The 16,311-nt window shown below is 42.6% G+C and carries 13 protein-coding genes; 6 read left to right on the forward strand and 7 right to left on the reverse strand.

Annotated elements, in window-relative coordinates; all coding sequences use genetic code 11:
* Positions 1-93: 93 nt before the first annotated feature.
* A complete protein-coding gene (locus QN079_RS05755; protein ID WP_289230516.1) occupies positions 94-822 on the forward strand; it encodes a GntR family transcriptional regulator in 729 nt (242 codons plus the stop codon).
* A gap of 159 nt (positions 823-981) precedes the next feature.
* Complete coding sequence (locus tag QN079_RS05760) at positions 982-1,689, forward strand: demethylmenaquinone methyltransferase (protein ID WP_289230517.1); 708 nt, start codon at positions 982-984, stop codon at positions 1,687-1,689.
* A 103-nt stretch (positions 1,690-1,792) separates the two neighbouring features.
* On the opposite strand, the gene QN079_RS05765 is transcribed toward QN079_RS05760, so the two are convergent.
* From QN079_RS05765 to QN079_RS05785, 5 genes are all read right to left on the reverse strand, one after another.
* On the reverse strand, positions 1,793-3,598 hold the full coding sequence (locus tag QN079_RS05765) for an ABC transporter permease (protein WP_289230518.1): 1,806 nt from the start codon (positions 3,596-3,598) through the stop codon (positions 1,793-1,795).
* Between the two features lie 13 nt (positions 3,599-3,611).
* Positions 3,612-4,364: an ABC transporter ATP-binding protein gene (locus tag QN079_RS05770; protein ID WP_016610385.1), complete on the reverse strand. Its 753-nt coding sequence runs from the start codon at positions 4,362-4,364 to the stop codon at positions 3,612-3,614.
* Positions 4,339-4,734 carry a YxeA family protein gene (locus QN079_RS05775; RefSeq protein ID WP_096741358.1) on the reverse strand — a complete coding sequence of 132 codons (396 nt, stop codon included), beginning with the start codon at positions 4,732-4,734 and terminating at the stop codon, positions 4,339-4,341. Before QN079_RS05775 ends, QN079_RS05770 begins: the two co-directional genes overlap by 26 nt.
* Positions 4,735-4,901: 167 nt before the next feature.
* Positions 4,902-5,252, reverse strand: a complete 351-nt coding sequence (locus QN079_RS05780; protein ID WP_074931821.1) for a hypothetical protein — start codon at positions 5,250-5,252, stop codon at positions 4,902-4,904.
* Positions 5,249-6,547, reverse strand: a complete 1,299-nt coding sequence (locus QN079_RS05785) for a DUF1576 domain-containing protein (RefSeq protein WP_289230519.1) — start codon at positions 6,545-6,547, stop codon at positions 5,249-5,251. Before QN079_RS05785 ends, QN079_RS05780 begins: the two co-directional genes overlap by 4 nt.
* A gap of 375 nt (positions 6,548-6,922) precedes the next feature.
* On the opposite strand from QN079_RS05785, the gene QN079_RS05790 reads away from it, so the two are divergent.
* Positions 6,923-8,716, forward strand: coding sequence for an oligopeptide ABC transporter substrate-binding protein (locus QN079_RS05790; protein WP_096741357.1), 1,794 nt, complete (start codon positions 6,923-6,925; stop codon positions 8,714-8,716).
* Between the two features lie 257 nt (positions 8,717-8,973).
* Here QN079_RS05790 and QN079_RS05795 read toward each other — a convergent pair whose 3' ends face one another.
* Entirely contained in the window at positions 8,974-9,837 is an 864-nt protein-coding gene (locus QN079_RS05795) for a helix-turn-helix domain-containing protein (protein ID WP_096741356.1), read from the reverse strand.
* A 1,057-nt stretch (positions 9,838-10,894) separates the two neighbouring features.
* On the opposite strand from QN079_RS05795, the gene QN079_RS05800 reads away from it, so the two are divergent.
* The 3 genes from QN079_RS05800 (at position 10,895) to QN079_RS05810 (ending at position 15,370) form a co-directional block, all read left to right on the forward strand.
* A complete protein-coding gene (locus QN079_RS05800; RefSeq protein WP_005225677.1) occupies positions 10,895-11,737 on the forward strand; it encodes a PRD domain-containing protein in 843 nt (280 codons plus the stop codon).
* Positions 11,738-11,907: 170 nt separating this feature from the next.
* Positions 11,908-13,809, forward strand: coding sequence for a beta-glucoside-specific PTS transporter subunit IIABC (locus tag QN079_RS05805; RefSeq protein ID WP_010747921.1), 1,902 nt, complete (start codon positions 11,908-11,910; stop codon positions 13,807-13,809).
* A gap of 91 nt (positions 13,810-13,900) precedes the next feature.
* Entirely contained in the window at positions 13,901-15,370 is a 1,470-nt protein-coding gene (locus QN079_RS05810) for a glycoside hydrolase family 1 protein (protein WP_096741354.1), read from the forward strand.
* 596 nt (positions 15,371-15,966) lie between these two features.
* Here QN079_RS05810 and QN079_RS05815 read toward each other — a convergent pair.
* Positions 15,967-16,224: a hypothetical protein gene (locus QN079_RS05815; RefSeq protein WP_213335469.1), complete on the reverse strand. Its 258-nt coding sequence runs from the start codon at positions 16,222-16,224 to the stop codon at positions 15,967-15,969.
* Positions 16,225-16,311 lie beyond the last annotated feature (87 nt).

The following is a 16,311-nucleotide window of genomic DNA, read 5'->3' on the forward strand; positions in this document are numbered from 1 at the left end:
TTTTTTTGATAAGCCGGCTATGAAAAATAGCTGGCTTTTTTTACGCCAAAGATGATAATAGTAGTAGAGAATCCGAAGGAAAGGAGTAGGCAAATGACGAAACTCAGTATTGAAGACTTAGCAGCGGAATTGATCAGAAAGATCGAAGCGGGTGACATAGGAAATGAGCAGGGGAAGATGCCTAGTGAACGAGAGCTTTTGGCGATTTATCCAGTTTCTCGTTATACGTTACGTCAAGCCCTCAATAAATTGAGCAAGATGGGCTGGATCTACCAGATGCAAGGCCGCGGCTCGTATATTCGCTTTCAAAACAACCAAAAACCGGCCATTGAACAAGGTGATCTTGGCTTCAATGAAGACTTGACACGGGGCGAGAAAAACATTCGAACGGTCAAAGCCTCAAAGCGGCTGGTCAAAGTATCAGAGGCGCTGTTTCTTCCAAGTCAAAAACAATTTGCGAAAGATCAACACTTTATCGAAGTCCAACGTTTTCGCACATTAGATGACAAACCCTATTTGATTGAACGTTCCTATTATATACCTGAAATCGTGGGGGAGATCTCCGAAACAATGATGGAGGGGTCGATGTTCCAAGCTTTGGCAGAAGAAAAACAACTGACAGCCGCCTTCATCGACAAGTTCATCCAAAGCAAACCGCTATCACAGGAACAAGCAGCGTTTTTTCATCTAGAAGAAGGCATGCCCGCACTGATTGTAAGGGATGATAGTTACTTAAAAAATGGCGAACTATTGGCATTTTCGATGATTCATTATGATTATCGGATGGCAACCTTGTATATGCACAAAAAGATAATACTTTAAGTTATTAACAATGCAAATCGACTAAAAACGATGGCAAGCATGGTCTTTGTTCCCCTCGTTTTTTCGTGCTAGACTAAAATTATCAGCAGCTTTTAGCAACTGGCAGCTAAACGTTGAGAATTTAGGGTCTAAAACGAGGAAAAGAAAGGACGTGCCGCAATGGCAACAACAGCCAAAGAAACCAAAGTACATGATGTATTTGAATCGATCGCTTCCCGTTATGATCGAATGAACGGTATTATCTCCTTTCAGCTGCACAAACGGTGGCGCAAGGATACCATGAAACGAATGGCAGTACCGATGGGTGCGGAGATATTAGATTTATGCTGCGGTACCGGGGATTGGGCGTTTGCATTGAATGAAGCGGTCGGTCCGACGGGGCAAGTGACCGGCGTTGATTTTAGCGAAGAAATGTTAACGGTTGCCAAAGAAAAGGCCCAGAAAAAGCAACAAACGCAGATCCAGTGGCAGACTGGCAATGCGATGGCATTAAGCTTTCCAGACGAGCACTTTGATTATGTGACGATCGGGTTCGGGTTGAGAAATGTCGCGGATCGCCAACAAGTCTTGGCAGAGATCCATCGGGTGCTGCGCCCAGGCGGGAAAATCGTTTGTCTCGAAACATCACAGCCCACACTGATCGGCTGGCGGCAACTGTTTACTTTTTATTTTCACCATGTCATGCCGTTATTTGGCAAACTGTTCGCCAAAAGCTATCAAGAATATTCCTGGCTGCAGGAGTCCGCACGGGATTTTCCTGACAAGCAGGCATTGAAACGAGAATTTCAGGCAGCTGGCTTTGATGTGTTGCAAGTCAAAAGCTATGCAGGAGGTGCGGCGGCGATGCATCTAGGGGTCAAACCTTAAGATTACTTTCCTTTGTCCGAGAAAAAACGAGAAAATGAAAGAGACCATCATGCCCTTTATGGCTTGATGGTCTCTTTGCGTTGAGCAATTCAGAGAGTGATTGTTATTTTTTCTTTGGATTTAAAACAATGTTGGTGTATAACCCAATAGTCACCACGTAATAAATGGCGTAGAGGGCGATAAAGATACCAAAAGGTAGCCATAGGTCATGGTACGGATCGATCATCAAGGTGGTGAACATTTTTAGACCGAACAAGACATGGATCATTCCTAAGATACCGGGAACTAGGAAGAGCACGCCGATCTCTTTGCGGATCGAGCTTTTCAGTAAACGCGTGCGGGTACCGATTTTTTTCAACATCGTGTAACGTTGAATGTCGCTGTTTGCCCCTGAAAGAATTTTGAACATCAGGCAGCTAGCTAACATCGTCAAGAAGGCGATACCCAGGAAGAAGCCCATAAATTCAAAACCAGAGAACATCCCGTTATAGCTGTCGTAGGCGAAGACCCGTTGTGAGAAATTCATATCGGCGGTTTCTGAAGAATTTGCGTCTTGATTTGCTTGCGCCAAATCACGCAGCCCATCGTAGCTTGCTTGGAAGTCTTTGACTTGTACCATTCGCAAGCTGGTTTCCGGTGCATTGACCGCACCAAGAGCGGTTTGATCGACGACTTGGATCTCCTTACCTCGTTGTTCTGGTAAGAGGTAGCTACGCAATTGGTCTTGGGCGGTCACATCAGAAGCTAATTGATCGCCAGTCAGCTTGTTGTAAGTGACATCGACACTCAACTGATTCATACTGGAGCTGAGCAAGTTGTTTTCGTTGAATTGTTCCTTCACGTAATAAATGGTGTCATCCGTTTCTTTCATGCTGTAGGTCACATCAAGGGTCGGGTTTAACGCATTGACTTTTTCGTCAGAGGCGTTTTGGGCATTGTTCAAATACAAGTCATAAGGGGCAACAGTTTTTGCCAAGATAGGGATCTCGTTTTTAAAGCCAAGACCAACCGTCAAGGCACCTAATGCTAGAGCAAAAAGCATCGCCACCATCGAAAGCATCTGGGTATACTCACGAATCCGAAAGCTTAATTGCGACAAGGTGAAATTGTTTAACTTTTTCAATGCGATCGTATCGTTCTTCTTTAATAGGGATAAAAGAGCGATGATCACCGAACGAAAGACTAGGTATGTGCCAAGAACGATCGTGACAAGGGCGATGCCGATCCCGATCAATTGGAAGGTCTTCAAATCGCTCATCATATAATAGCCGATGGCTAAGGAACAAAGACCTAAAATGGTTTGCAAGAAGAGCAAGAATGGCCGTTGTTTGACTTGTGCCGGCGTGCTTGTTTCTCGTAATAATGCTAAAATCGATTTTTTGGCAATTGCCCGTGCATTGAAGATGGCAGCAATCAAGAAGAGAACCGAGAAGAAGACGACGGTTACGATCAATGCCTCTGGACTAAATGCTGCATAATGGGTGATCTGCAAGTTTAATTGATTGACTAGCAAAGTATTGACACCACTTGCTAAGCCGATCCCTAAGATAGAGCCGACGGCGGTGGCAACGATACCTACCATAAAGGTTTCGATAAAAATCATTTGGGCGATCTTTCGTCCTTTGGCTCCTAACATCATAAACATGGCATAATCCTTTTGGCGCATCGCCATCAAGAAAGAATTGGCATATAAGATGTAGGCAAAGGTAATGATCCCTAAGAGGACCGAGCCAAAACGAAAGACGAAGACCACCATACTGATGATCGAGTTGCTTTTTAAAAAGGCTTCATTGCTCGCCATTGATTCGAACATATAAAAGATGGCTGAAGCCATGACTAAACCAGAAAAGAGGACGATATAATCCTTCAACCGAGCTTTGATCCCGGTAAGTGATAGTTTCCAAAGCATGTGTTCTTCCTCCTTATTGTTCCAAGTTTCCTAGAATGACAAGGATCTGGCGGTAAAACGCTTCACGGCTTTGATCCTCACGTTTGACTTCTTGATGGATCTTTCCGTCCTTGATAAATAAAATACGTTGGCAATAGCTGGCAGAAAGGGGATCATGAGTGACCAATAAAATCGATACTTGGTCATTGGTATTCAAGTCGTCCATCATATTCAATAAGTCTTTCGCACTTTTTGAATCCAAGGCACCTGTGGGTTCATCCGCAAAAAGGATCGTTGGTTCCGTGATCAAGGCTCGAGCGGCTGCCACCCGTTGCTTTTGTCCACCAGAGATCGCTGCTGGATATTTGTCGAGAATATGTGTGATGGACAAGCGTTCTGCGACTTGTTTGATCCGTTGTTGGATGATCTTTGGTTTGACTCCTTGTAAAGACAACGGCACAGCGATGTTTTCTGAAGCCGTTAAGTTTTCTAATAGATTGAAGTCTTGGAAAATAAAGCCGATTTCACGGCTGCGGAAATCCGCCAAGGCATCGCCTTTTAGTTTGGTGATATCGCTATTGTTGATGCGAATGGCACCTTTTGTCGGATGATCCAACGTTGAAAGAATGTTTAGTAGGGTGGATTTCCCTGAGCCTGAAGCCCCCATGATCCCAATGAATTCGCCTTTTTCAATATCAAAGCTGATACCTTTTAAGGCTTCGGTTTGTTTTTCGTTGGCTTTTCCGTATACTTTGGTCAGTTCATTTGCTTGAATAATTTTTTCCATCGTTGCGTTCCGCTCCTTTTAATTGGGTTAATGCTTTGGCTGGGATGTCTTTTTCTTTGACCTCTTCATAGCCAGTTACCCCTTTTTTTTCGTTCCAAGTAAGCTTCAAATAGGCTTCTTTACGCAATGGTCGTTCTTGGAAACCGTTGAAATCAAGGGTTTTGTTTTTGCCGTTCTCATCATACCCTGGCAATTCGTAATGGTATTGCGTATAGACATTCCCATTGTCATCCTTAGAAGTCGTCTTTTCACCATCTGTGGTGATTTGGACATAGTAGCTGTCGCCGCCCATGATGACGGTTTGTGCGACTTGCAATGCGCCGAACCCTATGAGAAGGAGCGCTGCAAGTCCAATCAGAAGTTTTTTCATCTATCGGTCACCTCGTTTTTTATTATGATGAAAGTATAACGCTGGTTTTCTGAAAAGTAGTGTGAAAAATCTATCAATAAACTTTCATTTTTGTCACGACAAACGAACAAAAAACGTTTCTAAAGGGTGAAGGTCACCGCTTAGAAACGTTTTTTGCGTAGGGCTTTTCAGTTGTATTTTTTGCGATACAATTCAACGATCAATTGCTCATCCTCGTACATAATGGCGGCTTCGTCGATCATTAATCCTAATAGATAGTAATCTTTTTCTTCATGGATCGTTTGATGACCGCCTAAAAGCTCCACATAATAATTTTCTAACGTGCTATCTCTTGGTGTGTTGAGCATGTCGATAAAATGTTCTAAATCAGAGGGTTGCTCTGGAAATTGACCTTGCACAACTGCTTTAAACCCCTCTGCTTCAAAGGCCATCTCACTTATTATCTTTTGACAGTCATGGGACAAAAAGTAGGTGACCACTTCATCGACGATTCGCCGTGCCCGTTCTTTTTCAATCATTTTCTTCTCCGCCTTCTGATTTGCTGGTATTCATCTAACAATGGTACCATTGCTGCCGCGACAAATCCACTGGAAAAGCCATTATTGTATAAGTTCAATCCTCCATGTAAATAGGTGATATTTGTGACCAAGGCTGCATGGACTACCCCAGCGATTACGCCAGCAATCGGACCATAGTACCCACTGATGGGGGCTAAACTGGTGCCGAAGATCGCTGTCAGCAATAAGCTGAAGGTCGATACGTCAGAGGTCAAACCGACCTTGGTTGCTAAAACTACCCCTATCATGACAGGCAAACTATTTCTCCAGTGATTCCCGAATGCACTGAAGCCTATCACGGTCAATATTGCGCCTAAAAGGGGACCAGATAGTTCCCCTTGTAAGAAGACAAAGAACAGCATCAACATCCCCATCATCGCCATGTTCATCATCGTGACCCCAAGGGAAAAAATCGTGACATAGTCCGTCATTAATTTCCCTGACGTTTGAAAAAGCTCAGGCAAGCCTTTGAGGGATCGCTGATTTAGAAGATATCCGATAAGAAACATAGCAAGACAAAGAATGAGCAAGAACCCAGTCAGGTAATAGTGATACTCCGTCGTCAATTGTTTGTTTGAATAGACTTCTAAGTCGAACAGGCGTAAAAAACTCGTGAAAAACATAGTGATGATGCCAGCAGCAAATCCGATATTATACAAAGAAAAACCTTGGTGGAATTGTAAAAATTGAGCTGCTAGAGGAGGGAGCGCCAAACCGATCAATAGACCGATGCCATAACCAAAAGCGATCCCGACGGGTAAAGGCAACCCTAAACCGAATGCTAAGTAACTGATAACCGGCGAGGCGGCACTGCCAAATAAGGCAACCAGTGAATATTGTGTAGCGGGGCGTTGCTGTATGTAAGAGTATAAATAGACACCAAGTGGAATGGGAATCGAGTTAAAAATGTTTTTTCCAAAAAAAGAAAAGCCAGATATGGTAAAAAAAGCAGCGATCATTGGTCCACTAATAATCGTTCCTTGCTTTTTCGCAAGGAGGATACTGATCAATGTCAATAAGCCACTGTTTAAAAAGGCGCTTCCAAGATTGCCGATCGCAAAATAATCAGAAATCAAATTGCTGGGGGCATTTAAGATTGCCAGCGAGCCTTGCCACAAAGCTTGAGGAGGGGAAGCAACCAAGCCAATGAGGATCAAGACGATGCTATACGCCAAAAGCAAGCGCTGGGTTAAGAGCTGTGAGATAGGTGCAAAGGGTTTCGATTTTGTTTGTAAGAAAACTCGTTTATCTGCCATAGTTTCATTGAACGCTCCTTTTTTTCATAGTATCACACCTTTTAGCGACAAAAAAGTATTTTTTGACAGTTTTAAGTAGCGGGAGAACATGAGAAATGAGAACCAAAAAAGGGAGAAAAAGAAAAATTTAAGAAAATACGAATAAAATAACGGCGATGTATCAAGGAGAATCGCCCTTTTTTCAATAATTTCATCAATCGGTGAAATTATTGACAGAAAGAATTTTACGAAAATTGTTATAATTTAGTTAATCTCGTTCAGATTTTCTAATAAAAAAGCCATTTTAAGATAAAAAAACTGTTTGCTTGGTTTTTTTATTCGAAGATCGAGTGATCACTGAATCACGAGGAAGGGATTTAAATAAGGAGGAAGAGTATGAAGAAAACGAAGTTTGGCATGATTACTTTATTGGCAGCGCTTGTTTTAGGGGCTTGCGGACAAAGTAACGAAGGTGGAACAGGTTCGACTGATACACAAGAATCATCAACTGAGGCAGCTGGATTTGATATCAATGATTTGCAGCTTGCAGTTGAAAATAACGATGAAGTGATCGATGGGGGCGTCTTAGATGTTGCGGTAGTAACAGATACGCAATTCCAAGGGTTGTTTCAATGGGAGTTTTATCAAGATGCTTATGACCGTGACTTCATGTTACCAAGCCATGAATATTTGTTCCTACAAGATGAAGATTTCCGAATTGTGAATGGTGGACCAGCTGATTTAGAATTAGATGTCGATAACAACAAAGCAACGATCACTTTGCGTGAAGACTTGAAATGGTCTGACGGGGTCGATGTAACGGCTGAAGACGTGATCTTCTCTTATGAAGTCATCGGACATCAAGACTATGATGGCGTTCGTTACAACAATGATTTTACGAATATCGTTGGTATGGAAGAATACCACAGCGGCGAAGCTGATACGATCTCAGGGATCACAGCAGTCAGCGATAAAGTCGTTGAAATCGAGTTTAAAGAAATGCATCCAGGTATGCAGCAATCCGGTGGAGCGATCTGGAACTCTGCACTAGCGAAACATGCCTTTGAAGGCATTGAAGTGGCAGATATGCCTTCAAGTGATCCCGTTCGAACCAATCCAATCGGTTTTGGTCCATACAAAATGAGTAATATCGTACCAGGTGAGACGGTGGAATATGTACCGAATGAACATTACTATGGCGATACACCAAACTTAGAAAAAATCGTGATGCGTAACGTCCCTTCGGCTTCAATCAATGAAGCGTTAAACGCGAAGCAATACGATTTAGTCTTAAAAATGCCAACAGATACCTTTGATACGTATCAAAACATGGATGGCTACCAAATGTTAGGTCGTCCAGAACAGTCTTACACGTATCTTGGCTTTAATTTAGGTTCATGGAATGATGAAACAAACAGTGTTGATTTTGATCCAAATGCAAAAATGGCGAACAAAGCATTGCGTCAAGCAATGGGCTATGCCATTGACAATGATGCGATCGGTGAGCGTTTCTACCACGGCTTGCGTTCAAATGCTTCAACATTGATCCCACCTGTTTATGGTACGTTGCACAATAGCGATGCCGAAGGATACCATTTAGATATGGAGAAAGCAAACCAACTTCTAGATGACGCTGGCTTTATCGACGTGGATGGCGACGGCTTCCGGGAAGATCCAGATGGCAACAAATTGACCATCAACTTTGCGTCAATGTCTGGTGGGGAAGTTGCCCAACCATTGGCGGATTACTATGTTCAACAATGGCAAGAAATCGGTTTAGATGTTCAATATTCAACAGGTCGTTTGATCGATTTCCAAGCCTTCTATGACAAGCTGAAAAACGATGATCCAGATATCGATGTCTTCCAAGCTGCTTGGTCTACTGGTTCAGATCCATCACCAACCAGCTTATGGGGACCAAATTCAGCATTTAACTACACTCGTTTTGAATCAGATGAAAATACTGAATTGTTAGCTGCGATCGATTCAATCGATTCCTTTGATGAAGCAACACGGAAGGCTGCTTTTGATGCATGGCAAGAATATGCGATTGAAGAAGCTTTTGCGATCCCAACGTTGTATCGGAATCAAATCTTACCGGTCTCTGATCGTGTCGCAAACTTTACCTGGGCATTTGACGCCGATCATAATCCATGGGCAACCATCGGTGTGACTTCAGAATCTCGTTAATCGGTTAGTAAATTGCACAAATGAATCGGCAGCAGCATGCTCGTTGCTTTTGCCAAACAAAACCAGTTAGGATTAAAACCTAACTGGTTTTTTCTTGGTCCATGCAGAAGGAAGAAGCAAGTCGAATGTTGAACCCTTCATTTCGAGCGGCTGTTTCGTGGGCGGGTTGGAGTGACATTGACGAAAAAGCTGAGCTCCGTTGGAAGATCAGCTTTTTTTGTTAGATAACATTACATAAATGCCCATTTAATAAGCGGCTAAATCGCACGATTGGTAACAGCAGCAAGCAACTGTTGGAGATCGTCTTTATGGTTCTGGTAACCGGCTTGTTCAATAACGACTAAGGTGTTTTTTAGAATCTCTTTGTTCAACTGAGCGGATTGCAAATACGAGTATATTTCCTGATACAGTACTTGATGGATTTTTAAATAAAAATAGAGGGGTGTATTGGGGAGCGGTTCAGACAAGAGCAGAAACTTGTTAAGCAGATAGGCATCTTTATTTTCACTGGCGAAGGCACAGCCGTTTAAGATCACGACACTTAACAGATTTGCATAAAATGGATCATTGGCGTAGTGAAGGATTTTTTTGATCCCATGATCTAAGTAATAACTGATCGTTTCTTGGTCAAAAATAAATAACAAATTTGAGAATAAATTTAACTCAAAGCGCCCCCAGGTTTCGATATCAAACAAGTATTGCTTTACCAGTTCGACTTCTTGGGTGTAAGCTCCTTGATTCATCAGAAATGATTCACGGTTGAGCAGCAGCAATCCTTGGACATACAAAGAATAATAGAAAAAATTTTGTGTCTCAAAGTAGCGTTTTTCCAGGTTAGTCAAGTAGTCGAGAGTCAGTGTTCGCTCATAGTAACGGGTATAGAAATCTTGCACCAGCTGACGTTTCTGATCCGTGGCTTCGCTGTCGATCAACAGACTGAACTCATGAACCGTAATATTCATTTTGTCTAAGTAGTCAAACAGGGTTTGTGAAGAGAGGTTTGTTTTACGATTTTCGAATGAAGAAAGGGTGGTGCGTGAGGAAATACCTTCGGCAAGCTTGGCTTGCGAGATTTTGCGATCTGTGCGCAGTTTTTTGATTAAAGAGCCTTGCTGTTTCATGGGGGACCTCCTTAATTGTGACGCATTTCTGAACAATGTGATTTTAATAACATGTTATCAAATATAATAAGGTATAGCAAATAATAAAGGAGGTAGTTTTTCATGGAATTTGAACCATTCGGCCCTTGGGAAATCAACCCATTTAAAAACTAGTACTGCCTTTTCTGCGAAACCTTATTGTTGACCTTTCAATGATAAGTCTTGTGACTGTTTTCTTTATGATAGGAACAGCATTTTCCTCGCTCTCTGCGGTTTTTATCGCAGGATCGAGTAACATCTTGAAGAATCGAAAGGTTATTTGATTGCTTCCCCCTCTCAAAGACACCTTTTCGTTTGTGGAAGTCATGAAGCGCATGAATCGCTAAAAGCGGTCAGTCACATTGAATGTCTGTCATGCACCAGACCTTCCCCAATTCTTTGTGATTGATCGTTTTTTGTAAAGCATCATCCTTCTAGCTATGACCGTAATGTACGAAGATTACGGTTTTTTTGTGTTGTGTGCTGTTGGATAAAAAATGCCCAAGCTGTTACAGAGGATTTATACAGAAAAACCCCTCACTATCAGTAAGAAAACTACGAGCAAATCAGAGTGAAACGAAGCCAAAAACGAAAAAAGAAAAACGTTTGCAAAAAAAGTGTTGACATTTTTTCTCAGAATGAGTACTATTATCTCAACGGAACATGAGAGTGTTCTCATTACTGGATTCGTTACTGTTCGGCAGGCAAGACCAGAGGAAAAAAGTGCGTTGATTACCCAAAGTTTCTTGGGTTGTACACTTTTTTGCTTTGGTCTTCTTTTTTTGCTCCATTATTTCTATTCGCTAAAAAAGAACCGGTTCCAAGGTAAGATCCAGTCATTGATCAGCAAAGGAGGGGAGAAGTAAAACGCAATGAACTGCCAGCTAGGTTTGACGATAGCCTGCAGCACTGTCTGGAGCAGTCAATCACCTCGTCACTTAACGGCACGTCAGAGAAAGAAAAAAATACAAGACCTTCTGCATAGACGTCAAAGGATGCAACGTTTTTTATGGGCTATGCTGATCAAGGAGGATCGTTCGTGAAGATTATCAAGAGGATCAACAACAATGTTGTACTTTCAAAAGAAGATGAAGTTGAAGTGATCCTAATGGGAAAAGGGATCGGCTTTCAAACGAAACCGGGTGACCCGATTCCAGCTGAGCGAATCGAAAAAAAATACTATCCAGAAGATGATTTGACAGTGGAACATATGTCGAAAGTCATGACGAAGGCGGACGAAAAACAAATGGCCGTCATTTATGAAATCGTGCGTCTTTTTCGGGATAGTGTTGGAACCGATTTCAATCCAAATGTTTATTTCACACTGATGGATCATATCTTGTTTGCCATCAGTCGTCAAAAGCAAGAAATTGTTTTGACCAATCCCATGCATTGGGAAATCAAGAAAATCTATGCCAAGGAATATGCGGTCAGTGTCCAAGCGGTCGAATTGATCCGCAAAGAGCTGTATCCCGATTTTTCACAAGAAGAAGCTGCGTTTATCACTTTGCATTTCGTCAATGCGCAAATTGAAAAAAGCGCCAATCAAAGTGCTTATGAGCACACCGAGTTGACGAACAATATTTTACGAATCGTTAAGTACAGCATGAACATCGAGTTTGATGAGAATTCTTCTTACTTCCAACGGTTCGTGACCCACATTCGCTATTATTTAATTCGACAAAGTCAAGAAAAAGAAGAGCCAGTATTGGCAAATCCAATGATTGCCTTGGCCTTCAGCAGCTATCCAAAAGAAAAAGAAACCGCAGATTCGATCAAAGAATACTTATTTGAACAAAAGGGCTGGCATGTCAACGATATGGAATTGATGTATTTGATTCTGCATATCGGTAACTTAGCCGCTCACTCAAAATTAACCTAAGAATGGAAATGGATTCGTTACAGTTCGGCTGGCAAGACCTGCACTTTCTTACAATACTCGATGAGGAAACCCGTCGCTCTTTTTTTAGGGGGTCTCTCATGCTTGTTTATTGTAGAAATGGCTGGTCTTTTTATTTTTATTAAATGACCAATAAAAAAGGAGCAATCAAAATGGCAAAATATACTGAATTAGCGCAAGACATTTTGGCCCACGTTGGTGGCAAAGAAAATGTCTCATCTGTAAAACACTGTGTGACTCGCTTACGGTTCCACTTAAAAGACGAAAGCAAAGCGGACACTGATTATTTGCAAAAACGTGACGGTGTCGTGACCGTCGTCAAAGCAGGCGGACAATACCAAGTCGTTATTGGCAATCATGTGCCAGATGTTTATGATGAAGTGTTGAAAGTCGGCGGATTAGCCGATGGTGGCAGTCTTGATATCGATGAAGGCGACGGGCAAAAAGGCAGCTTGTTTGACCGCTTTATCGATGTTATCTCAAGCCTGTTCCAACCGTTCTTAGGTCCATTAGCGGCAGCTGGTATCTTAAAAGGGATCACGGCGTTGCTGGCAGCAACTGGGATGGAAGCGACCAATGGTATCTATGTAGTAATGAATACTTTAGGCGATGGTTTGTTCCAATACTTACCAATGATCTTAGCCGTCACTGCAGCGAAGAAATTCAAGATGAACACCTATACAGCATTAGCGATCGCAGGGGCGATGGTCTATCCTGGCTTAGCAGAAAGTGTGGCTGAAGCGAGCAAAGTCTTCGGTCTAACCTTGACCTTACCAGCAGGTGGCTACTTTAACAGCGTACTGCCAATCATTTTAGCGATTTTTGTCGCTTCAAAAATTGAGCAGTTTATGCGCAAAGTCACACCTGACGTAGTCAAAATGTTTGTGGTTCCGTTTGTAACGATTTTGATCACCGTGCCGTTGACCTTCTTTGTGGTAGGTCCAGTCGCAAATACAGCATCTAGCTGGATCGGTGTTGCTTTCCAAGCGGTGTATGATTTCAGCCCAATTATTTACGGCTTTGCTTTAGGGGCATTATGGCAAGTATTAGTTATGTTTGGTCTTCACTGGGGTCTTGTGCCATTGGCGATCATGGATATGGCGCAAAACGGCTCTTCGATTATTTTGACCGCAGCAGTGCTACCATGCTTCACGCAAACGGGTGTGTTAGCAGCGATTTGGTTGAAAACGAAAGAACCAAAAGTCAAACAAGGCGCAATGCCAGCATTGATCTCATCGATCTTCGGTGTGACTGAACCTGCGATCTATGGGTACACGTTGCCAATGAAAACACCATTTATCGTTTCTTGTTTAGTTTCAGGTTTCGTCGGTATCTACTTGTCAATCTTTAACGTCACTGGTTATGCAATGGGTGGTATGGGTATCTTCTTGTATCCTGCATATATTGATCCAGCAACAGGCAGCTTCCATAGTGTGATCCACTTGGCGATCGGTACAGTGATTGCGATCGTAGCGTCATTTATCATCATGATGTTGTTGAAAGTACCAACATTGTATACAACTGTTGATTCACCAGTCGACGGTCAAGCAACACCAGCAGCGCCAGCGCCAGAAGCAAAAACTGTTTCTGCCAGCGTCAAAGATGAAACAGTCAAAAGCCCAGTAACTGGTCAAGTGGTTGCTTTAGCAGATGTGGAAGACAAAGTCTTTTCTTCAGGTGCTATGGGAAAAGGGATTGCCGTTGAACCAGCGATCGGTGAAATCACTGCGCCAGCAGATGCAGAAGTCAAAATCTTGTTTCCAACAAAACATGCCATCGGTTTAGTGACAGAAGATGGAACAGAACTATTGATCCACATCGGCATGAATACGGTAGAACTTGAAGGCAATCACTTTACTGCCTACATCAACCAAGGAGACAAAGTCAAAGCTGGTCAAAAATTGATCTCTTTTGATACAGAGGCTATTCGTGCGGAAGGCTATTCCTTGCTGACACCAGTCATCGTCACGAACTCTAACGACTACAGTGACATCCAAACGACACAGTCAAAAGAAGTAACAGCGCAGGACGATTTGATTGAAGTCGTAAAATAAATGCGTTTAACGGCACGTCGCTGGATCAGTAAGAATGCTTTCTTGCTGATCTGCTGTGTCGATTATTAAAGAAAAAGAAAGTAGGCTAATCATGACAGAAAAACAATTTCCAAAAGGCTTTTTATGGGGCGGCGCCACTGCAGCCAACCAATTTGAAGGAGCATGGAACGAAGGCGGACGTGGTCCAGCGACATCCGATACAGCGATCGCTGTCAAACCAGAAGACCGCAAAAACATGGCAGAATTTGCTGCACCAATGACACGGGAAAAAGTTTTGTTTGCCTTAAATGACAAAGAAGGCTTGTATCCAAAACGTTGGGGGTCAGATTTTTACCATCGCTACAAAGAAGATATCGCCTTGTATGCAGAGATGGGCTTCAAAACCTTCCGTCTGTCCATCGCTTGGTCAAGAATTTTTCCAAATGGTGACGATGCTCAGCCAAATGAAGAGGGCTTGCAATTTTATGACAATGTGTTTGATGAGTGTGCGAAATACGGGATCGAACCCTTAGTGACCCTCTCTCACTACGAAACACCTATCGGGATCGCGTTGAACTATGGCGGCTGGAAAAATCGCCAAGTGATCGATTTGTTCGTCAAATACGCAGAGACCGTGTTGACCCGCTACAAAGACAAAGTCAAATACTGGTTGACCTTCAATGAAATCAATATCATGGGGATCTCTGGCTATGTTGGTGGTGCCTTGTTATCCGAAGACGGCACACAAAACCTTTCTGACATGTATCAAGCCGTGCATCATCAATTTGTGGCTTCTAGTTTAGCAACAAAATTTGCCCACGAAATCAATCCTGACATCAAAGTAGGGATGATGTTGGCACGGATGCAAGCTTACCCAGCTACACCAAATCCAGCAGATGTGATGGAAGAAATCAAGCGTGACCACGAGAATCTCTTCTTCTCTGATGTCCAAGTTCGTGGGAAGTATCCCGCATATACGAAGCGCTTCTTTAAAGAAAACGGCATCGAAGTGACCTTCGAAGACGGCGATTTAGACCTTCTTGCGCAATACCCTGTCGACTTCATGTCCTTTTCTTACTACATGAGTTCTATTGCTCGCCACAATCCTGAAGAAGGCGGCGAAGCAACTGCTGGCAACTTTTCTTTAGGTGAATCAAACCCTTACTTGGAAGCCTCTGACTGGGGGTGGCAAATCGATCCAATCGGCTTGCGTGTGACTTTGAATAACTTGTACGACCGCTATCAAGTACCGTTGTTTATCGTTGAAAACGGCTTAGGTGCCTTGGATACGGTGGAAGAGGATGGTTCGATCCATGACAGCTATCGCATCGATTATTTGAAGGCGCATATCGAACAAATGTATGAAGCGATCGAAGATGGTGTGGAATTGATGGGCTATACGCCTTGGGGTTGTACCGACTTAGTATCGGCTTCCACGTCAGAAATGTCGAAACGCTACGGCTTTGTCTATGTAGACGCGGATGATGAAGGAAACGGCAGCTTTGACCGTTCCCGTAAAGATAGTTTCTACTGGTACAAAGAAGTGATTGCCACCAATGGCGGTAGTTTGTTACAGGATTAAAAATAAACCAAAGCGGCTCTCTTTTGTGAGAGCCGCTTTTTTTGCTGGGTTTAGAGAACAAAGAAGAAAAAGGGAATCAGAAGCTGCCATGCCAGAAAAATCAAAGATACAGTCAACGTCCAATTCTTCATTTTTGGCTTAGGCACAACGGATTCAGGCATCAAATACACAAGGGAAAAAACCGTGAGAAAAAATAGCAGGGTCAGTGGTTGGACGACAAAGGTCAGCCAGCTCATAGGAAACGCTCCTTTCAAGAGGTTTGATGATTCTTTGTTATGATGTGGTAATTTACAATTTCATTATATATTTAATTGTTTAGGAAGGCAATGTGTTCTTGGGGATCGCAAGAGTCGCAACGAAAGGAATCAGAGAGAAAGGCTTGGCATGCCGTAATCGGCGAAAAGTGATTTTTTCATCAAAGCAGACTGAATAAGAATGAGTGAGGATGAATAATAAAAAAATCCCCTCGAAAGGGGATCATGAGCCGCAATCCTTACGAAGGGGATGAAAGGAGCTACTTCATTGGTATAGATCGTCTTTGTTGTAGTCAAAAGGCATTAAGAGGGCGTTTTGGCGCGAGCAAGGCGCAGCTGCAGTCAACGTTTTCTACTACGCAAATAAAAAATATACCCAAGCAGACTAGCAGAAATCAAGAAACCCATAAAATAAACGGTTAGTTTCATATCTGGCATGACATAGGAGTATTCTAAGATTTTACAAACAAAGATGATCAAAGAAACAGTGATCGTTAGAGAAACCCATGTGAAACGCGGCAGTCGTTTTGTTAGGAAGACCAAACCTAACGAAAAAAAGATGACTGGTACCCAAAAGATCAAGCGAACAAGTTGGATCATTTTATCTCTCCTTATTCTTTCTTATTTGAGTAAAAGGATAACGTAAATATTCATTTTTTTAAAATAATATCCATTGGTTGTGAAAAA

This window comes from Enterococcus sp. FZMF (assembly GCF_030263915.1).
Taxonomy (GTDB): domain Bacteria; phylum Bacillota; class Bacilli; order Lactobacillales; family Enterococcaceae; genus Enterococcus_D; species Enterococcus_D casseliflavus.